13 protein-coding genes are annotated in these 18,453 nt (G+C 57.0%); 12 read left to right on the top strand and 1 reads right to left on the bottom strand.

The annotated features are described in order from the left end of the window. Nucleotides 1-344: 344 nt before the first annotated feature. The 5 genes from GOV53_RS20035 (at nucleotide 345) to GOV53_RS20020 (ending at nucleotide 5,220) form a co-directional block, all read left to right on the top strand. Entirely contained in the window at nucleotides 345-1,457 is a 1,113-nt protein-coding gene (locus GOV53_RS20035) for a Hint domain-containing protein (RefSeq protein ID WP_170469924.1), read from the top strand. Between the two features lie 346 nt (nucleotides 1,458-1,803). Next, nucleotides 1,804-2,325, top strand: coding sequence for a hypothetical protein (locus GOV53_RS21210; protein ID WP_217361265.1), 522 nt, complete (start codon nucleotides 1,804-1,806; stop codon nucleotides 2,323-2,325). 111 nt (nucleotides 2,326-2,436) lie between these two features. Next, nucleotides 2,437-3,168, top strand: a complete 732-nt coding sequence (locus GOV53_RS20030) for a metallophosphoesterase family protein (RefSeq protein WP_367648809.1) — start codon at nucleotides 2,437-2,439, stop codon at nucleotides 3,166-3,168. Nucleotides 3,169-3,340: 172 nt separating this feature from the next. After that, the gene (locus tag GOV53_RS20025) at nucleotides 3,341-4,789 is read left to right on the top strand and encodes a mannose-1-phosphate guanylyltransferase/mannose-6-phosphate isomerase (RefSeq protein ID WP_170469922.1); all 1,449 of its coding nucleotides are present in this window, start codon (nucleotides 3,341-3,343) and stop codon (nucleotides 4,787-4,789) included. A 161-nt stretch (nucleotides 4,790-4,950) separates the two neighbouring features. After that, the gene (locus tag GOV53_RS20020) at nucleotides 4,951-5,220 is read left to right on the top strand and encodes a spike base protein, RCAP_Rcc01079 family (protein ID WP_170469921.1); all 270 of its coding nucleotides are present in this window, start codon (nucleotides 4,951-4,953) and stop codon (nucleotides 5,218-5,220) included. Nucleotides 5,221-5,293: 73 nt separating this feature from the next. On the opposite strand, the gene GOV53_RS20015 is transcribed toward GOV53_RS20020, so the two are convergent. Beyond that, the gene (locus GOV53_RS20015; RefSeq protein ID WP_170469918.1) at nucleotides 5,294-6,454 is read right to left on the bottom strand and encodes a nucleotide sugar dehydrogenase; all 1,161 of its coding nucleotides are present in this window, start codon (nucleotides 6,452-6,454) and stop codon (nucleotides 5,294-5,296) included. A 346-nt stretch (nucleotides 6,455-6,800) separates the two neighbouring features. Here GOV53_RS20015 and GOV53_RS20010 point away from each other — a divergent pair, with 346 nt between their 5' ends. The 7 genes from GOV53_RS20010 to GOV53_RS19980 all read left to right on the top strand — a co-directional run bounded on the left by GOV53_RS20010 (nucleotide 6,801) and on the right by GOV53_RS19980 (nucleotide 18,437). Continuing rightward, entirely contained in the window at nucleotides 6,801-7,772 is a 972-nt protein-coding gene (locus GOV53_RS20010) for an alpha/beta hydrolase (protein WP_170469915.1), read from the top strand. 184 nt (nucleotides 7,773-7,956) lie between these two features. Next, a complete protein-coding gene (locus GOV53_RS20005; protein WP_170469913.1) occupies nucleotides 7,957-9,537 on the top strand; it encodes an ABC transporter substrate-binding protein in 1,581 nt (526 codons plus the stop codon). A gap of 126 nt (nucleotides 9,538-9,663) precedes the next feature. Beyond that, nucleotides 9,664-11,229, top strand: coding sequence for an ABC transporter substrate-binding protein (locus GOV53_RS20000; RefSeq protein ID WP_170469910.1), 1,566 nt, complete (start codon nucleotides 9,664-9,666; stop codon nucleotides 11,227-11,229). Nucleotides 11,230-11,402: 173 nt separating this feature from the next. Continuing rightward, the gene (locus GOV53_RS19995; protein ID WP_170428680.1) at nucleotides 11,403-12,380 is read left to right on the top strand and encodes an ABC transporter permease; all 978 of its coding nucleotides are present in this window, start codon (nucleotides 11,403-11,405) and stop codon (nucleotides 12,378-12,380) included. Next, a complete protein-coding gene (locus GOV53_RS19990; protein WP_170428677.1) occupies nucleotides 12,377-13,327 on the top strand; it encodes an ABC transporter permease in 951 nt (316 codons plus the stop codon). Before GOV53_RS19995 ends, GOV53_RS19990 begins: the two co-directional genes overlap by 4 nt. Nucleotides 13,328-13,331: 4 nt before the next feature. Beyond that, nucleotides 13,332-15,041 carry an ABC transporter ATP-binding protein gene (locus GOV53_RS19985; protein ID WP_170469907.1) on the top strand — a complete coding sequence of 570 codons (1,710 nt, stop codon included), beginning with the start codon at nucleotides 13,332-13,334 and terminating at the stop codon, nucleotides 15,039-15,041. A gap of 132 nt (nucleotides 15,042-15,173) precedes the next feature. Further along, complete coding sequence (locus GOV53_RS19980) at nucleotides 15,174-18,437, top strand: adenylate/guanylate cyclase domain-containing protein (RefSeq protein WP_170469904.1); 3,264 nt, start codon at nucleotides 15,174-15,176, stop codon at nucleotides 18,435-18,437. Nucleotides 18,438-18,453 lie beyond the last annotated feature (16 nt).

Raw genomic sequence — 18,453 nt, 5'->3', positions numbered from 1 at the left:
GCTCGTCAGGCTCATAACCTGAAGGTCGCAGGTTCAAATCCTGCTCCCGCAACCAAAATCAACAAAAATCAAAAAACCACAATCGACCAAAATTGATCCCCAAGATCAATCAATTGCTGGCGCGACGCTATCATCCTTCCGTCATTCGGAACGCAGGTTTGATTTGCGATGCAACCATTCCCCCTAAAAACCTAAGAAATCGCGAAAAAAACCCCAATTCTATGTCGTTTACCAGCACGAAAAACGAACTTTCCAAAGGCGTGGAAGTACGTAATGTCACCGCTGGAAAATGGTGTAAGTGGCTGAAAAATAGCCAAAGACCCAAAGAATGACCGAGGGAGAAGATGGCGAATTTCAGTGTTTCAGGCGGACAAACCGCTGAGTTCTTTGATACGTCACCCGGAGGTGGATTTGTCATTGATTTCACCTCTCTCGACAACAGTTTTGCGCTTCAGATAAACGGTGTGAACCTGTTTGTTGGCGGTCCGGGTGGGGCACCGAATGAGCTTCAATTCCAGATTCCGGGAACATCTGGCCAAACGGTTCGCTTTGCTGATGGTGACCGGTACGAAGTCGATACGCCCGCTGTTTGGCAGCTAGGAAACACCGATCCTGATGCTCCCGTCGTCCGTTTAGTTGTGAACCCGGACGGGACCATCGAGCTGTATGGTATCAAGACAAACAACGGTCCGTTGGAGCCGTTGGAGTTGTTTAGTGGGTTAACAGTGAACTCTGCGGCCATCGCAGCCGCTTGGAACGACACTGGGACAAATAGGATCCTCCTGACACAGTCCCAAACCGGACCGACGAACGCCAGCGGTGAATTCGAGGATGTATTATGTTTCGGCGCCGGTACTTTGATCGAGACGGATGCAGGAGCAGTTCCGGTCGAGGATCTGCAGGTCGGAGATCAGGTGATGACGCATGATCACGGTTTGAAACCTCTGCGATGGATTGGCTCATGCCGGTTAAGCAACACTGAGCTAGAGGCCGAACCTCGTTTGAGACCGATCCGCATTTCGGCGAATGCACTGGGTGCAGGACATCCCAAACAGGATTTGATCGTGTCCCAGCAGCATCGCATTCTTGTCTCGTCCGCGGTTGCTCAGCGGATGTTTGATCATCAGGACGTATTGATCCCAGCAAAGAAACTGCTGTCATTGAATGGTATCGACATTGTAACGGATACCCCGAATGGTGTGGAGTACTATCACCTGCTGTTCGATAATCATGAGCTTGTCTGGTCCAACGGTGCCTTGACCGAAAGCTTGTACACCGGGCCCGAAGCCCTCAAGTCGGTTTCCGCAGAAGCTCAGCAAGAAATAAAAGACCTGTTCCCGGAATGCTGCGATCCACAGTTTGAAGCCTTGTCCGTGCGTTTCATCCCTAAAAAAGGGAAACACATGCAGAAGCTGGTCGAGCGCCATCAATCGAATAACAAACCCCTGTACAGCTGAACAACACCCGATTGACTAAGCGCCGCCCAACTTGATCGCGCGGGGTAGGGCGTCGTATTTGCCCGGCCAATCGGGTCGAACCTGTGTCTTCCTCCTGACGTACCGTGTCCAGTTCTCGGAGTGCTGAGAAAAACTTGCAGGCCTAAAAAACGGTCGCGCAAGCCATCTCCGCATGTTTTCGGATGGCAATCGTGTTCAGGGACCAGGTCACTCAAGGATCAAAGTTTCCTAAAAACATAGTGAAAATGTTGATTTAAAACATAATTTAGACACGTCGCTCGCAAATCGAACCCTTGCCTGCTCGATAGCTCTGATCCGGTCCGCAACTGGAACCGGAGATCAAAGGATGTTGGTAGGTAAGATTGCATGCCCCCAAAGGAAGGTAACGCCCCGGGCGGTCGTCGAGCCCTGGTATGACATCGCCCGAACCCTGGCCGTAGTCACCACGTTTCTTACATTTGTGCTTGTGGTTCCTGCCCCTGCGGGCGCCCAGGGGCCCATGATCGTTGGCAGTGATCGTGGCGGGTATTTGCACGACAGGTTGATAGAGCTGGAGAATCTTCAACGCCACGGAATTCAGGTCGAAATACGCGGGCGCGTTTGTTTTTCGACATGCACTATGTTTCTGGGTCTCCCCGGAACCTGCGTCAATCCGGATACGACGTTCGGCTTTCATGGTCCATCCCGCAGCGGGCGTCGGCTTGCACCGGCGGATTTTGACTATTTCAGCGAGGTCATGGCTTCCTACTATCCCGAACCCCTGAGAACCTGGTTCATGGACAAAGGCCGTGACCGGATAAACGGGGTTTACAAGATCAAGGGTACTGAACTTATTCGCTTGGGCATCCCAGCATGCCAAACGGCGTGACGAGGGCTTGTTCGGATCAGCGGGCAAGGGTATAGCCCTTGGTTTCCGACCGGTTACGCTTAGATACAGTGCAGTTACCGGTCAAATACCCAGTCAGGAGATCCCTTCATCGTGCTGTCATCGCTGTTTCAACGTTTCGGACGGCGGGCGGTCTTTTCGAACCCGCGGCCGGATACTCCGATCTGTGTCATCGGGGACGTGCACGGTTGCATGCGGCAACTGGAGAACCTGCTGCCCCAGATCCCTCGGGATCACCACGTCATATTTGTAGGGGACTATGTCGATCGCGGCGAGCAGAGCGCTGATGTCTTACGCCTGCTCCAAAGCCGATCGGATTTCACTTGTCTGAAGGGTAACCACGAAGACATGATGCTGGCCTTTCTGCGCGATCCGGAACAGAACGGACCGCGCTGGTTGCGGTATGGTGGTTTGCAGACCCTGGCGTCCTTCGCGGTAAAGGGAGTGCGCGCTGAGATGAGCGGTGACGAGCTTGTCGAATGCCGTGACACTCTGCTGGCGGAAATGGGACACGAGCTGCTTGAGTGGCTCAAGGCGCTCAAGCCTTTCGAGCATACCGGGAATGTTCTGGTTACGCATGCCGGGGCTAACCCCAACACCTCGGCGGATCAGCAATCAGAAAAAACCCTGATGTGGGGACATCCTGATTTTCGTTCCGTTGATCGGCAGGATGGGGTTTGGGTCGTCTATGGCCATACGATTGTTGATCGCGCGACAGCGCATCGTGGTCGAATTGCCGTGGACACAGGCGCGTTTGCAACTGGCGTATTAAGTGCCGTGTGTCTAAACGGCGGCGAGCCGACGTTTATAACGGCCCGTCCATAGCTTTCCTAGAAATTCCCTCCGGTTCGAATAACGCGCATGCGGTCGGTTCCTGGGACAGTGTCGGCGCTCGCGGAACAACACGATTTTTCCGAACCAGACCAATCTCGGCCTTGTCACCATAGGGTCGTTTCAATAGGACCGAAGGGTCCACGTTAATAAAATTGAGCTATTTATGTTGATCAGCCCAGTCCTTCTTTGCGGTGGCTCTGGCACCCGCCTATGGCCGTTGTCGCGCAAAAGCTATCCCAAACAGTTTGTTCCGTTGGTTGGGGACGAAACTCTGTTTCAGGCGTCGGCACGTCGATTGTCAGGCGAAAATGCCGGTTTGAAATTTGACGCGCCGATGGTTCTGACCAATTCAGATTTTCGGTTCATCGTAACGGAACAACTACAGTCTATCGGAATTGATCCCGGTACCATCATGATTGAACCCGAAGGTCGAAACACGGCCCCCGCGGTTCTTGCGGCGGCCCTGCATGCATATGCAAAGGACGAGGGCGCAGTTTTGCTGGTTGCGCCGTCCGACCATGTCGTACCGGACGCGGCTGCGTTCCAGGCCGCTGTTGCCCGAGGATTGGATGCGGTTGCGCAAGGCCAGCTGGTGACTTTCGGTATCACCCCGACGCATCCTGAGACCGCTTATGGCTATCTCGAACTGGCTGCCCTGCCCGACGACGACGGTGCTCCGGTGCCTTTGAAAACATTCGTTGAAAAGCCGGACCTCGCCCGGGCTACAGAAATGCTTGCCGCCGGGAACTACAAATGGAACGCGGGGATTTTCCTGTTCCGTGCCGCAGACATTATCGCCGCGTTTCAGGCCCATGCGCCTGAATTGATGGAGCCGGTTAAAGCGGCCGTCGACACAGCCGCAGTGGATCTTGGCTTCCTCCGCCTCAACCCCGAAAGCTGGGCGCAGGCCGACGATATCTCGATTGACTATGCCGTCATGGAGAAAGCGACAAACCTGTCGGTGGTGCCATTCGATGCGGCCTGGTCGGACCTGGGGGGCTGGGATGCCGTATGGCGCGAAAGCGGGCCGGACGCCGAGGGCGTGGTGACCAGCGGCAGCGCAACGGCGATCGATTGCCAGAACTCGCTTTTGCGCTCGGATAGCGAGCAGCTGGAAATCGTGGGGATCGGGTTGGATAACATCATCGCCGTGGCGATGAACGACGCTGTTCTGGTCGCCGATACATCGCGGGCTCAGGACGTCAAAAAGGCAGTGAGCGCGCTTAAGGAAAAAGGCGCGCCACAAGCGACCGCATTCCCCAAAGATCACCGTCCCTGGGGGTGGTTTGAAAGCCTTGTGGTGGGTGACCGGTTCCAGGTGAAGCGCATTCACGTCCATCCCGGCGCGTCGCTAAGCTTGCAAAGCCATTTCCACCGCTCGGAACACTGGATCGTGGTTGAGGGTACAGCCCGCGTAACCATCGACGATACCGAGCAATTGGTGACAGAGAACCAATCGGTCTACATCCCTCTTGGGGCGGTCCACCGGATGGAAAACCCTGGCCAGGTCCCCATGGTCCTGATCGAGGTGCAAACCGGCACCTATCTGGGTGAGGACGACATCGTACGCTACGAAGACAAATACGCGCGCGGTCAAGGGGCCAAGGGCTGACGATCATCTGCCGCGCTCTTGTCTGAGGGGTGCGGCAACCTTCTGGCAGGAGGGTCACGGGAAACACCTGTCGGTACGATGCAACGCGCGGTGGGCTGTCGGATCATTAAACGGTTCTACCTAACGTGCCGCTGTTTGACACAGACAGCGAGACTTCTTCCATGACGACCAATCCCTTTCTAGACCGCGCCTCAAGTCTGTCCGGCCCGGCACGTGACATTGTTCCTGTTGTTGCCTCGGACAGCGCGGACCTGACCGACGTGGCGATCGGTCTGTACGTCGAAACAGGCGGCACGGTGGTTCTGACGACGGTTCAGGGCGAAACCCGAACAATCAACGTGACGGACTTTTCGATCCTGCCCGTGGGTACGGCACGCGTACATGCGACCGGCACCACGGCAACCGGCATTCATGCGCTGGTTCTGGCGTGACGCCCTGTCGTCAAACGTAAGACTGGATACTGCCGCTCATCTCTGAGCGGCAGGTCATTCATACGGATCCCGGTCAGTCCGCGCCAAACAGATCGCGGGTGAACACTTTGTCCGCGACATCCTCGAGCTCAGGGCTGAACCGGTTGGCGACGATCACATCGGCCTCAGACTTGAAGGCCTCGAGATCACGCATCACGCGAGAGCGAAAGAACTCATCTTCCTCAAGCGCAGGTTCATAGACAATCACCTCGACGCCTTTGGCCTTGAGCCGCTTCATGATGCCCTGAATCGACGATTGTCTGAAGTTGTCGCTGCCCGCTTTCATGACCAACCGGTGAATGCCGACGACCCGAGGACCCTTCATCAGGATCTGATCGGCCAGGAAATCCTTGCGCGTTCGGTTGGCGTCCACGATGGCGCGGATCAGGTTTTGTGGCACGTGATTATAGTTGGCCAACAGCTGTTTGGTGTCCTTGGGCAGGCAATAGCCGCCATAGCCGAAAGACGGGTTGTTGTAGTGGTCGCCGATACGCGGGTCCAGTGAGACCCCTTCGATGATCTGCCGCGTGTTCATGCCACCTGCCATCGCATAGCTGTCCAGTTCATTGAAGAAAGCTACGCGCATGGCGAGGTAGGTGTTCGAGAACAGCTTGATCGCCTCGGCTTCGTCCGGGTCGGTGAACAGAATGTCCACATCCTCGGTCAGGGCCCCTTCGAGCAACAGATCGGCAAACACCCGCGCCCGGTCCGAACGCTCACCAACGATAATGCGTGAGGGGTGCAGGTTGTCATACAACGCCCGCCCTTCGCGCAGGAACTCTGGTGAGAATATGAAGTTGTCGCTGCCAAGATCGAGACGCAATGACCGAACAAAGCCCACCGGTATTGTCGACTTGATGATGACTGTCGCGGCGGGGTTTACAGCATTCACTTGCCGGGCGACGGCTTCAACGCTGGACGTGTCGAAGTAGTTGGTCTTGGGGTCATAATTTGTCGGGGTCGCGACGATCACAAACTCGGCGTCTTGGAAGGCTGGTTCCGTTGTCGCCCTGAGAGAAAGAGTGCGATTGGCAAGAAAGTCTTCCAGTTCGGCGTCTACAATTGGGCATTGACCGGAATTGACCATCTCCACCCGAGCCTCAGAAATGTCGATCGCCGTCACGTCGTGATTCTGTGCCAACAGGACCGCATTGGACAACCCAACATACCCAAGCCCTACAACCGCAATCTTCATAACTTCGCCCTCATAAATTCAAGCCAGAACAGCTTTCAACTGATTGATTGCGCGCGAATTGTAAATGCTCATGCGCGTTGCGAAAGGCATCAATTTGAAATGCAGTTCCATAAAGGCCCGTCGTCCTTTGGTCATCTCTGTGTCAAAAATGGTTCCTCGGAAGTAGGCGCCTTTGACATAATTCTGGCGATGTGCTGAACAAAATGGACTGCGGACTCAAACAAATGTCTAGATATGTTCGCTGCACGGCGAACAAGCGCGTTCCCGGTATGCACATAGGCGCCAGTGCTGACAGGTCACAAGAGGCTTGCTACGCTTTCGTCATCCCTAACAGGAGGGCCTATTCGTGCTTTTTATTACCAACAGGTTTCCCACCCAAAGCATCCGCACTCGCAAAGGTCGTCGGTTCACTTTTGATCTGGACAATAACGCGCCGTCGAACTCTGTATTCTATTGTGAAAAAGGAGACGATGAGCATCACACCGAGATTACCAGCAAAGAGCTTTTGCGGCGCGTTCGTGACAGTGACTGCCGGCAGGTCATGCTCTACCTGCACGGGTTTAACAATTTGCCCGAGGATGTGTTTCAGACGACAGCAGAATTGCAGCGATTATGTGATCAGGCCAACCGAGGCGAGGTCATGGTGCTGCCGCTGATCTGGCCCAGTGACGCCAAACAGGGGATTGTGCAAAAATACTGGGACGACCAGAAATCTGCGGATCAAAGCGGGTTTTCCTTTGCCCGTGTGCTGGAACGCTTTCTGGAATGGCGCAACAGTGATGACAACGAGCCCGAAACCGCACCCTGCCTGAAACGGATCAATCTGCTTGCGCATTCGATGGGTAACCGGGTTCTGCGGCAGACGCTGATCGAATGGGATCGGTACGATCTGGCTTCGGGCGTGCCGTTGCTGTTCCGAAATACATTCATGGTCGCGGCGGATGTGGTCAATGAAACTGTGCATGAACACGAGCAAGGCGTATTGGTCAGCCATGCCTCGCGCAATGTGGTCGTCTATTTCGCCTCGGACGATCTGGCTTTGCGGGCTAGCAAGGCAGCAAACCTGAAGAACAAGGTGGCCTCGCGCCGTTTGGGCCACACAGGCCCCGAGAATATCGACCGGACACCGCATAATGTTTTCCAGGTGGATTGTGACGACATCAACACCCGATATGACACGCCGACCGGGCACAAGTATTTTGGCGCGGTTTCGCCGGGCGGTGAAGCGGGGTTGGTGTTCCGGCATATCTTTCAATGTGTTCAGTCCGGTCGCGTATTCCCGGATGACCCACATCAACGATCGGTCATCCTGCGCTAGGGGCGTTTAGTCTCTAAATTGGACTCGCGCTGTGCCTCGGCTTGTCGAAATTGATCGGAATTGCGGATAGTTCACAATCTGGTGTTGCAACTGCCGAAATCATCTGGATGATCGGCAACCACCAAGACCGTCGAAAACGGTCTGCCGTTCCAGGAACGGTATTAACGAAAATGGGGAGACTATAATGATCCTTAAGAACCTGATGATCGCTGCCAGCGCGACTGCACTGATGGCGGGTGCCGCATCGGCTGAAACCCTGCGTTGGGCGCGGGCTGGTGATGCTCTGACACTGGATCCGCACTCGCAAAACGAAGGTCCGTCACACACCATTCGCCACCAGATGTACGAGCCGCTGATCATCCGCGACGTAACGGGTGCGTTTGAACCTGCGCTGGCGACCGAGTGGGGTCCCAAGGCCGATGATCCGAACGTTTGGGTTTTCAAACTGCGTGAGGGCGTCAAGTTCCACGACGGTGCGGATTTCAATGCCGAAGATGTGGTGTTCAGCTTTGAACGTGCCAAGCAACCGAATTCCGACATGAAAGAACTGATCGGCTCGATCACCGAGGTGCGTGCGGTTGACGACTATACCGTCGAGATCGTGACAGACGGTCCGAACCCGATCCTGCCGTCGAACCTGACCAACCTGTTCATTCTGGACAAGGGTTGGGCCGAGGCAAACAACACTGTCAATGTGCAGGATTTCGAAGGTGGCGAAATCACTTATGCTACCACCAACGCCAACGGTACTGGCCCTTACATCCTCCAGAGCCGCGAGCCTGACGTTAAAACCGTGATGGTGCGCAACGACAACTATTGGGGCATCGACCAGTTCCCAATGGAAGTGACAGAGATTGTCTATACCCCCATCCAGAACGCTGCGACCCGCGTTGCGGCGATGCTGTCGGGTGAGGTGAACTTCCTGCAGGATATGCCGGTGCAAGACATCGAGCGTGTCGATGGCGCCGATGGCCTGATGGTTAAACAAGCCCCGCAGAACCGTGTGATCTTCTTTGGTATGAACCAGGGTTCGGATGACATCGAAGCGGACAACGTGGACGGCAAGAACCCTCTGGCCGATGTGCGCGTGCGTCAGGCGATGTCGATGGCGATCAACCGTGATGCGATCAAACAGGTCGTGATGCGAGGCCAGTCGCAGCCTGCTGGCATGATCGCACCGCCCTTCGTGAACGGCTGGACCGAAGCGATGGACGGCGAGTCGTCGACCGATCTGGAAAAGGCCAAAGCGCTGATGGCCGAGGCTGGTTATCCCGATGGCTTCTCAATTCGTCTGGACTGCCCGAACGATCGCTACATCAACGACGAAGCGATCTGTCAGGCAGCCGTTGGCATGCTGGGCCAGATTGGCGTGACCGTGAATCTGGATGCCAAGCCTAAGGCGCAGCACTTCCCGCTGATCACCGACAGCAAGACCGACTTCTACATGCTGGGTTGGGGTGTTCCGACATATGACTCGGAATACATCTTCAACTTCCTTGTCCATGGTCGCGAAGACGACATCGGCACGTGGAACGGCACCGGCTATCAGGACGATGCGTTGGACGCAAAGATCAAGTCGCTTGCCTCGAACACTGACCTGGACGCCCGGAACGCGGACATCGCCGACATCTGGCGTGTCGTGCAGGACGAAGCACTGTACATCCCCATTCACCACCAGGTTCTGAACTGGGGCATGGCTGACGGTGTTGGCATCGAAGTGGACGCCGAAGACCAGCCTAAGGTCAAATACTTCACCATGAACTAAGTCAAAACTTTTGACGATCAGACAGGGCGCGATTTTCGCGCCCTGTTTTTTGTTGCGACCTGAGATTTCCTTGCGCACGCGGCAAAAACCAAGAAAACTCGGCCCCAGAAATAGGGAGACATAACAATGATCCTCAGAAACAGTGCCGTTGGCCTTGCAATGCTGGCTGCCACCGGGGTCCATGCCGCAGACTTCAAATGGGCCTCGACCACCGACCCGCAAACCATGGACCCACACGCGGTTAACTCGGCCCCGGTTCTGGGGTTCCTCAACAACGTCTACGAAGGTCTTGTCCGTCGCGACAAGGATATGAGCGTCCAACCCGCACTGGCTGTCAGCTGGGAGCCGATCGGCGAGGGCGACGGCTGGCGGTTCAATCTGCGCGAGGGCGTGACGTTCCACGACGGCAGCCCCTTTGATGCGCAGGATGTCCTGTTCAGTTATCAGCGCGCCTCGGGCGAGGCGGCCGATACCCGCAGCTGGTTTGCCCCGGTCAGCGAGGTCATCGTGGTCGATGACTACACCGTTGATTTCATGATGACTGCACCAAACCCGCTGTTCCCGTCTTCGATTGCCAACTGGATGATCATGGATCAAGGCTGGACCGAGGCGAATGACGCTGCGGTGCCGGACAAAGAGACTGGAAACTACGCCACGATCAACGCCAATGGCACCGGCGCCTTCAAGGTCACTGAGCGTGAACCAGGTCTGAAAACCGTGTTGGAGCCATTTGACGGCTGGTGGGGAGAGGTCGAGCACAACATCACCCGTGCCGAATTCAATCCGATCCAGAACCCGGCCACTGCGGTCGCGGCGCTATTGTCCGGTGATGTGGACATGATCAATCCGGTGCCAATCCAGGATGTCGCGCGTCTGCAGGAAGACGCCGATGTAGAAGTCATTCAGGGTATCGAGGCGCGTGTTATCATGCTGGGCTTTGACCACGAGGCCGAGACGTTGAAATACACCGACGATGCGGGCAAGCCGAACCCCTTCCGCGACCCGCGCGTGCGCAAAGCCGTCGCGCAGGCGGTAAATGTGGATGCGATTCTGGCCACCATCATGCGCGGCAATGCCGAAGCGGCGTCTCAGCTGGTCAGCCCCGCAATGAGCGGGTACTCGGAAGCGAATGCAGAACGCCCGGCATTTGATGTCGAAGCCGCCAAAGCTCTGCTGGCCGAAGCTGGATATGCGGACGGGTTCTCGTTCGGGCTGAAATGCCCCAATGACCGTTATCTGAATGACGAGGCTGTCTGTCAGGCTGTCGTGAGCATGCTGGCACAGATCGGGATCACGGCGGAACTGGATGCGATGCCGGTGCGCAATTACTGGCCCGAGCTGCGCGAGGATAACTATGACATGTACCTGCTGGGTTGGAGCCCGGGTACTTTTGACGCCGAACACCCCGTTCGCTTTTTGGTCGCGACGCCAAACGAAGAGAAAAAACTGGGCAGCTGGAACTTCGGTGGGTTCTCGAACGCGCGTGTAGACGAGTTGCTTCCAGCCATTCAATCCGAGCTGGATCAGGCCAAGCGTCAGGCCATGCTGGATGAGGTGACCCAGATCATTCAGGACGAACAGGTCTATGTGCCGATGTATGTGCAGCCTCTGGTTTGGGGCACGCGCAGCAATATCGAGCTGACGCAGCGCCCTGACAATTTCTTCCTGTTGCGCTGGGTAACGGTGAACTGAATAAGCCGCTAGAGGATTGGCCCGACCCAACCGGATCAGGCCAATCCCAACCATTCCGGGGCGACGTCGGGTCTGACGTCGGGAAATGGCCTAGACCTATTGCTGTATTTATGGCGATTGCTTGACCATTTGGTCAGTGCGTGCATAGAGAGGCGGATCAATGGGGAAAGTGAATGTTCGCATATATCGTCCGAAGGATGTTCCAATCCGTGATCGTACTGCTGGTCGTGGGTTTGGTCGCATTTTCTATGTTCCGGTTTGTTGGCGACCCGATCGACAACATGCTGGGTCAGGAACGCACGCAAGCCGATATCGACCGGCTGCGCGCTGAGCTGGGGCTGGATCAGCCGATTCCGGTTCAGTACTACAAATTCCTGAAAGAAGCCGTTCAAGGCAATTTTGGCGTGTCGTATCGTCAGGGACGTCCGGTCTCGACGATTATCGCCGAACGCGCGCCAGCCACGTTGGAACTGGCGTTTGTTTCGGGATTTCTGGCCATCACGATGGGTATCGCTTTGGGCGTATTCACAGCCATCCGACGACAAGGGGTCGCTGCGAATATAATCATGACCGTTTCGCTGATCGGGGTGTCCCTGCCGACCTTCCTGATCGGGATATTACTTATCTACATCTTCTCGGTTGAATTAGACCTCTTACCCAGCTTCGGGAGGGGCGAGACCGTTATGATTGGCAACTGGTCCACCGGTTTCTTGACGACTTCCGGTCTCAAGGCGCTGATCCTGCCTGCGATTACGCTGGGTCTGTATCAGATGACGCTGATCATGCGGCTGGTGCGGTCGGAAATGCTTGAGGTTCTGCGTGCCGATTACGTCCGGTTCGCCCGCGCCCGCGGGTTGTCGGATCGGGTGATCAACTTCCGCCACGCGTTGAAAAACACCATGGTTCCGGTGATCACGATTACGGGTCTGCAGTTGGGCTCAATCATCGCCTTCGCCATCATCACCGAGACGGTGTTCCAGTGGCCGGGCGTCGGTTTGCTGTTCATCAACGCGATCCAGTTCGTCGATATCCCCGTCATGGCCGCTTATCTGATGCTGATTTCGGTCATGTTCGTGACGATCAACCTGATCGTCGATCTTCTCTATTATGCCATTGACCCGCGCCTGCGTGTCGACGCGAGGGCCACATGACCGATACTATCGAAACCCCTTCCGCCCCCACCAAGTCGCGTTTCTCCAAGTTCTGGGATAGCGATTTTGCCTGGTCATTCCGGCATTCGCCGGTCGCGGTGATCGCGTCTCTGGTTGTGCTGATCCTGGTACTGTCTGCCATTTTTGCGCCTCTTATCGCGCCATATAACCCTTTCGACCCGTCGTCGCTGAACCTGATGAACGGCTTTACACCGCCGGGTACGCCCAATGCCTTTACGCAGGACACGTTCCTGCTGGGTACAGACGATCAGGGACGAGATGTTTTCTCGACCATCCTGTACGGTATGCGCATATCGCTGTTTGTCGGTGTATCGGCAGTGCTGCTGGCGTTGATCATCGGAATCGTTCTGGGGCTAGTTGCCGCCTATTTCGGGGGCTGGATCGAGACATTGATTATGCGCGTCGCCGATGTGCAGCTGACCTTCCCTGCGATCCTTGTTGCGATGCTGATTTTTGGTATCGCCAAAGGTGTCACCCCACCGGAATACCGCGACGAGATGGCGATCTATGTTCTGATCATCGCGATTGCATTGTCCGACTGGGTGCAGTTTGCCCGCGTTGTGCGCGGCGCTGCGCTGGTGGAAAAAAACAAGGAATACGTTCAGGCCGCGCGCCTGATCGGGCGCGGTTCGTTCCCGATCATGTTCCGTCATATCCTGCCCAACGTCCTCAGCCCGGTTCTGGTGATCGCCACGATCTCGCTGGCGCTGGCGATTATCGCCGAGGCGACGCTCAGCTTTCTGGGTGTGGGTGCGCCTCCGACGCAACCGTCACTGGGCACACTGATCCGCATCGGGCAGGGCTTCCTGTTCTCGGGTGAGTGGTGGATCCTGTTCTTCCCGGCCTGCACCCTTCTGGCGCTGGCCCTTTCGGTCAACCTGCTGGGCGACTGGCTGCGCGATGCGCTGAACCCCAAGCTGCGGTGATTTCATGAGCCTACTTACGATCAACGACCTGACGGTCGAATTCCCGACGCGCCGCAAATTGTTTACCGCCGTGGACCATGTGGACCTGTCCGTTGAGCCGGGCGAAATCCACGGACTGGTGGGTGAATCCGGTGCGGGTAAATCCACCATTGGTGCAGCCATCATGGGTCTGCTGGATCGGCCCGGCCGAATTGCCAGCGGCACGATCAAACTGCGCGGCGACCAGATCAGTGGACTGGACGTCAACGCAATGCGTGGTCTACGCGGTAAAAAGATCTCGATGATCTTCCAGGACCCGCTGACATCGCTGAACCCTCTGTTCACCGTACGTGAGCAACTGGTTGAGACGATTCAGGCCCATCTGGGTGGATCCGATGCCGAGGCGAACAAACGTGCCCGCGACCTGATCGATCGCGTCGGCATTCCTGATCCGGACACGCGGCTGGATCAGTATCCGCACCAATTCTCGGGCGGGATGCGGCAGCGTGTTGTGATCGCGCTGGCGCTGTGTACCGAGCCGGATGTGATCATCGCGGACGAACCGACCACTGCGCTGGATGTGTCGGTTCAGGCGCAGATTCTGGATCTGATCAAGGAACTGGCGCAGGAACGTCAGGTTGGCGTCATCCTGATCACGCACGACATGGGCGTGATCGCGGATACGACCGACAAGGTGACCGTCATGTACGCGGGTAAGGTGGTTGAAACAGGCCCGACCTCGCAAGTGATGGGGCAGCCCAGCCACGAATATACCAAGTCGCTGATTGCTGCCGTTCCGCGCCCGACACTGAAACTACACCGTTTCCCGCAGATCAGCTATGGCGGCCGCGAGACCCGGTTTGCCATCGACGACATGGCGCGTCACTGGCCCAAAGTGGACAATGACACCAGCAAACCGGTGTTTGAGATTCGCAATCTGACCAAGAAGTTCCTGCAGCGCAAAGGCTTGCTGCCGTGGGACCGCACCTATTTCACCGCCGTTGATGACGTCAGCTTTGACATTCGCGCGGGCGAAGTATTTGGCGTAGTGGGCGAGTCCGGGTCGGGCAAGTCGACGATCGCGCGCATGATCGCCGGTCTGTACCCGGTGGATGGTGGCACGATCACATTTGAGGGCCAGACCGTCAGCGACCTGACCAACAAAGCCGCTCTGGATGCCTATCGCAAGAGCATCCAGATGATCTTTCAGGATCCCTATTCCTCGCTGAACCCGCGCATGCGCGTGGATGAAATCGTGGCCGAACCGATCCGCCATCACAAGTTGATGGATGGGTCCGATATCAAGCGCCGCGTGGATGAGCTGTTGGATCAGGTGGGCTTGGGTCATGAAGCTGGCCTGAAGTACCCGCACGAGTTTTCAGGCGGTCAGCGTCAGCGGATTTCGATCGCGCGCGCACTGGCAACCCAGCCGCGTTTCCTGATCTGTGACGAACCGACCAGCGCGTTGGACGTGTCGATTCAGGCGCAGATTCTGAACATCCTGAAAGACCTTCAAGAGCATCTGGGTCTGACCTTGTTGTTCATCAGCCACGACCTGCCGGTGGTGCGCCAGATGTGCGATCGAGTGGCCGTCATGAAGCAGGGCAAGGTGGTTGAGCTGCAAGAAACCAACGCGTTGTTTGCGAATCCTCAAACGGAGTACACAGCCGAACTGCTGCGCCTGATGCCGAAGCTGGACGATCTGTCGACCGACGGATTGGAAGCCGAGGCCTGATGCCAAAGACCCAATTGCCCCTCATTCGGGCAATTGGGTGTGCATAAACATTAAAATATTCAAACTTTGCAGACTCATGCGGGTCTGTTGTGCTACGTCTGTGTCTGGAGTTGGGGGCTTCAGAGGGGCGACATGTCTCAGGACCTTAGGGACTGGCTAAGCGCACTTGGACTATCTGACTACGCGCAAGCCTTTTTGGATAATAAAATTGATTTCGCTATTTTGCCCGATCTGACGGGCGAAGATCTGATCGAAATCGGTGTGACTGCCGTCGGAGACCGCCGCAGATTGCTGCGCGCGATTTCTGAACTTGAGACATTCGAAACCGTTCAACCCTATGAACCCGACACCCCGCTTGAACCTGCCAAGCGGCAGGTCACGGTCATGTTCGCCGATCTGACTGGGTTTACCCGCCTGACAAGCGAGTTGGATGCCGAGGACATGCACGCGCTGCTCAACGGCTTTTTTGCCAAGGTCGATCACGTGGTCGAGAAATACGGCGGCCGGATCGACAAACATATCGGCGACGCGGTGATGGCCGTGTTTGGCGCGCCCATTTCACACACAAACGATACCGAACGCGCGGCGCGGGCGGCGTTGGAAATTCATGCGGTGCTGCCCAGCCTGAACCCTCCGCTCTCCTGCCATATTGGGCTTGCCTCGGGGCAGGTGATCGCCAGTACGACAGGCAGCGAGGCGCACACCGAATACACCGTTACGGGTGATGGCGTGAACCTCGCCTCGCGCATCACCGACATGGCCGCACCGGGTGAGGTTTTGGTCTCACACGACATTCAGCGTGCGTTAGGGCCGCTTTTTGTCGGTGAATCGATGGGCGAAAAGGCGATCAAAGGGCTGAGTACCCCGGTCGAGCTGTGGCGTCTGGACCGCATGGCGCGCAACATCCGGTCGCGCCGGCATCGCTTTGTAGGGCGCGAGCGAGAGCTGTCCTTGTTCTCGGCCACCTTCGACCGTTGTCAGCGTCACGGCAAGGGTGAGGTCCATATCGTTCTGGGCGAGCCGGGCATAGGTAAGACCCATCTGTCCGAACAGGTGGCCGAGCTGGCAGACAGCCTGTCCTATTCCATTCACAACGGCGTCGTCATGGATTTCGGAACGCGCGAGGGGCATTCTGCAATTCAATCCGTAGCGCGCAGCATTCTGGGGCTAGAGCCTACGGACAATGCCGCCACCTGCGCCTCGGTCGCCGCGGACGCTATCACCAAGGGCTGGGTCTCGGCGGCTAATGCGGGTCACCTGAACGCCTTGCTGGAGTTAGAGCAAGACCCCGGTCTGGCCGAGGTATACGCGGTGATGGACAACGCCACCCGCCTGCGCGGGCGACGACAGGTCATCGATGAGTTGATCACAGCCCGCAGCGCGGAAGCCCCGCTGTTGATACAGATCGAGGACATCCATTGGGCTTCGCCGGAAATCCTGACCGCTTGCGCCCATATCGCGGCGATGACGCGCGATCTGCCTTGCGTTTTGTTGATGACCAGCCGGGTTGAGGGTGATCCAATCAACCGTGAATGGCAGATGGCCACGGACGGCGCGCTGATTTCCAAGTTGGAACTGGCACCCATGGGGGACGAACAGGCCCGAAAACTGGTCGAAGAGTTCACGGGTATCGATCCCGAATTGTTGGACACCTGCGTCAAACGCGCCGGGGGCAATCCGCTGTTTCTTGAACAATTGCTGCGCAACATCGACGTGCTGAAGCAGGAATCTGTTCCGGGCAGCATACAGGGCATTGTGCAGTCTCGACTGGATTCTCTGGACAGGGCCAGCCGAGCGGCGATTCAGGCGGCCTCGGTCCTTGGTCAACGGTTCTCGCCCGAGGTGCTGAACTTCCTTTTGGGCGAGGGGCACCTGGACACTTCGACCCTGATCCGTTCGGCCCTGATCCGAGAGGCCGGGGCCGATCTGATGTTTGCCCACGCGCTGATCCGCGATGGGTCATACGCGACGCTGGTGAAATCCGAACGCGCGCGGCTGCATCGCCAGGCCGCAAAATGGTTCGAAGATCGAGACGCCACACTGCGCGCGCAACATCTGGACCGTGCGGGCGCGAACAATGCGGCGCAGGCTTATCTGGAGGCCGCCGACAAGCTGATCCTTGCATTCCAGTTCGACGATGCCAGCCCGCTGATCGAGCGGGCGCTGGAACTGCCTTCGCCCGCCGGAGTGCGGTTTGATCTGCTTTGTGCCCGGGGTGAGACGCACCGGTTGCAGGGTCTGTCCGATGATGCGTTGCGCGAGTTCAAGGAAGCTGCCGAACTGGCGGATACGGGTGAGCAGGTTTGTCGGGTGCATATCGGGCTGGCGCAAGCCGCACGGCAGGCCAGTCTTTATCAGGAAGCGCTGGAAAGCCTCGATATCGCTGAGGCCGCCGCCGAACGTTGCGGATCCGATCGTGACATTGCCCAGATCAACTATGTCCGCGGCAATGTTTACTTCCCGCTTGGGCAGGTGAAAAAGGCGCTTGAGAGCAATGAAAAGGCTTTAACACTGGCCAGAAAACTAGAATCCGCACGTCTTGAGGTCGGTGCACTCAGCGGATTTGGCGATGCAAACTTCATGAACGCCAAGATGCAAACGGCCACAGGGTTCTACACGCAGGCCGTTGAGCGGGCGCGGGAAAAGGGTTTGGTTCGGGATTTAGCCGCGAACTTGCACAACCTCAGCGTTGCCCGCAGCTATACCGGCGATGTGGCGCAGGGCAAAAAGGATGCACAGGAGGCTATTGAGGTCTCGCAAAAGTACTTCGCCTTTGTGCCGGAATGTGTGGCGCAAACCTGCCTTGGAGTGGCGCACACGTTTCTGGGCGAGTTGGATCAGGCATTGGACAGTTTTTCAGTTTCAGCAGAGATCGCCCATCGCGTCGGGGCCAAGCGCCTTGAGGCCCAAGCGCTAGAGCATCTCGCCCGTACGCAAGTCTATGCCGGAGTGATCGAAGCGGCCCGCGAAACCGGTCGCCGCGCCGTGGATATTGCCTTGGAACACGGGCGGAATTTCGTGGGACCAAAGGCGCTGTCGGCGTTGGCGATGGCTGAAACAGACCCAGAGGCGCAGGATCGTCACCTTAAACTGGGCGAAGAGATCATCGCCGAGGGCTGCGTTGGGCATAGTCACCTGCATTTCTACACGGATGCCAGCGCCGTTATGCTGGCGCGACAGGACTGGGATGAGGCGACGCGATATGCGGATGCTCTGGCAAAGTTCACTGCGGATGAACCTCTTCCGATGGTGAATTTGTCAATCCAACAGGCTCGAACACTGGCAGAATGCGGGGGCTGGGGCATTCCGCTGGCATCCCATGAAGGGTTCGAAGCATTGAAGGCCGGTTTTCAGGACCTCGGTATCACTCAGTCGCTGGTCGGGCGGTTGGATTAGACGGGCGAGGGGCTGA

Source organism: Ruegeria arenilitoris (assembly GCF_013035315.1).
GTDB lineage: Bacteria > Pseudomonadota > Alphaproteobacteria > Rhodobacterales > Rhodobacteraceae > Ruegeria > Ruegeria arenilitoris_D.
This window is presented reverse-complemented; position numbering and strand designations above follow the sequence as displayed.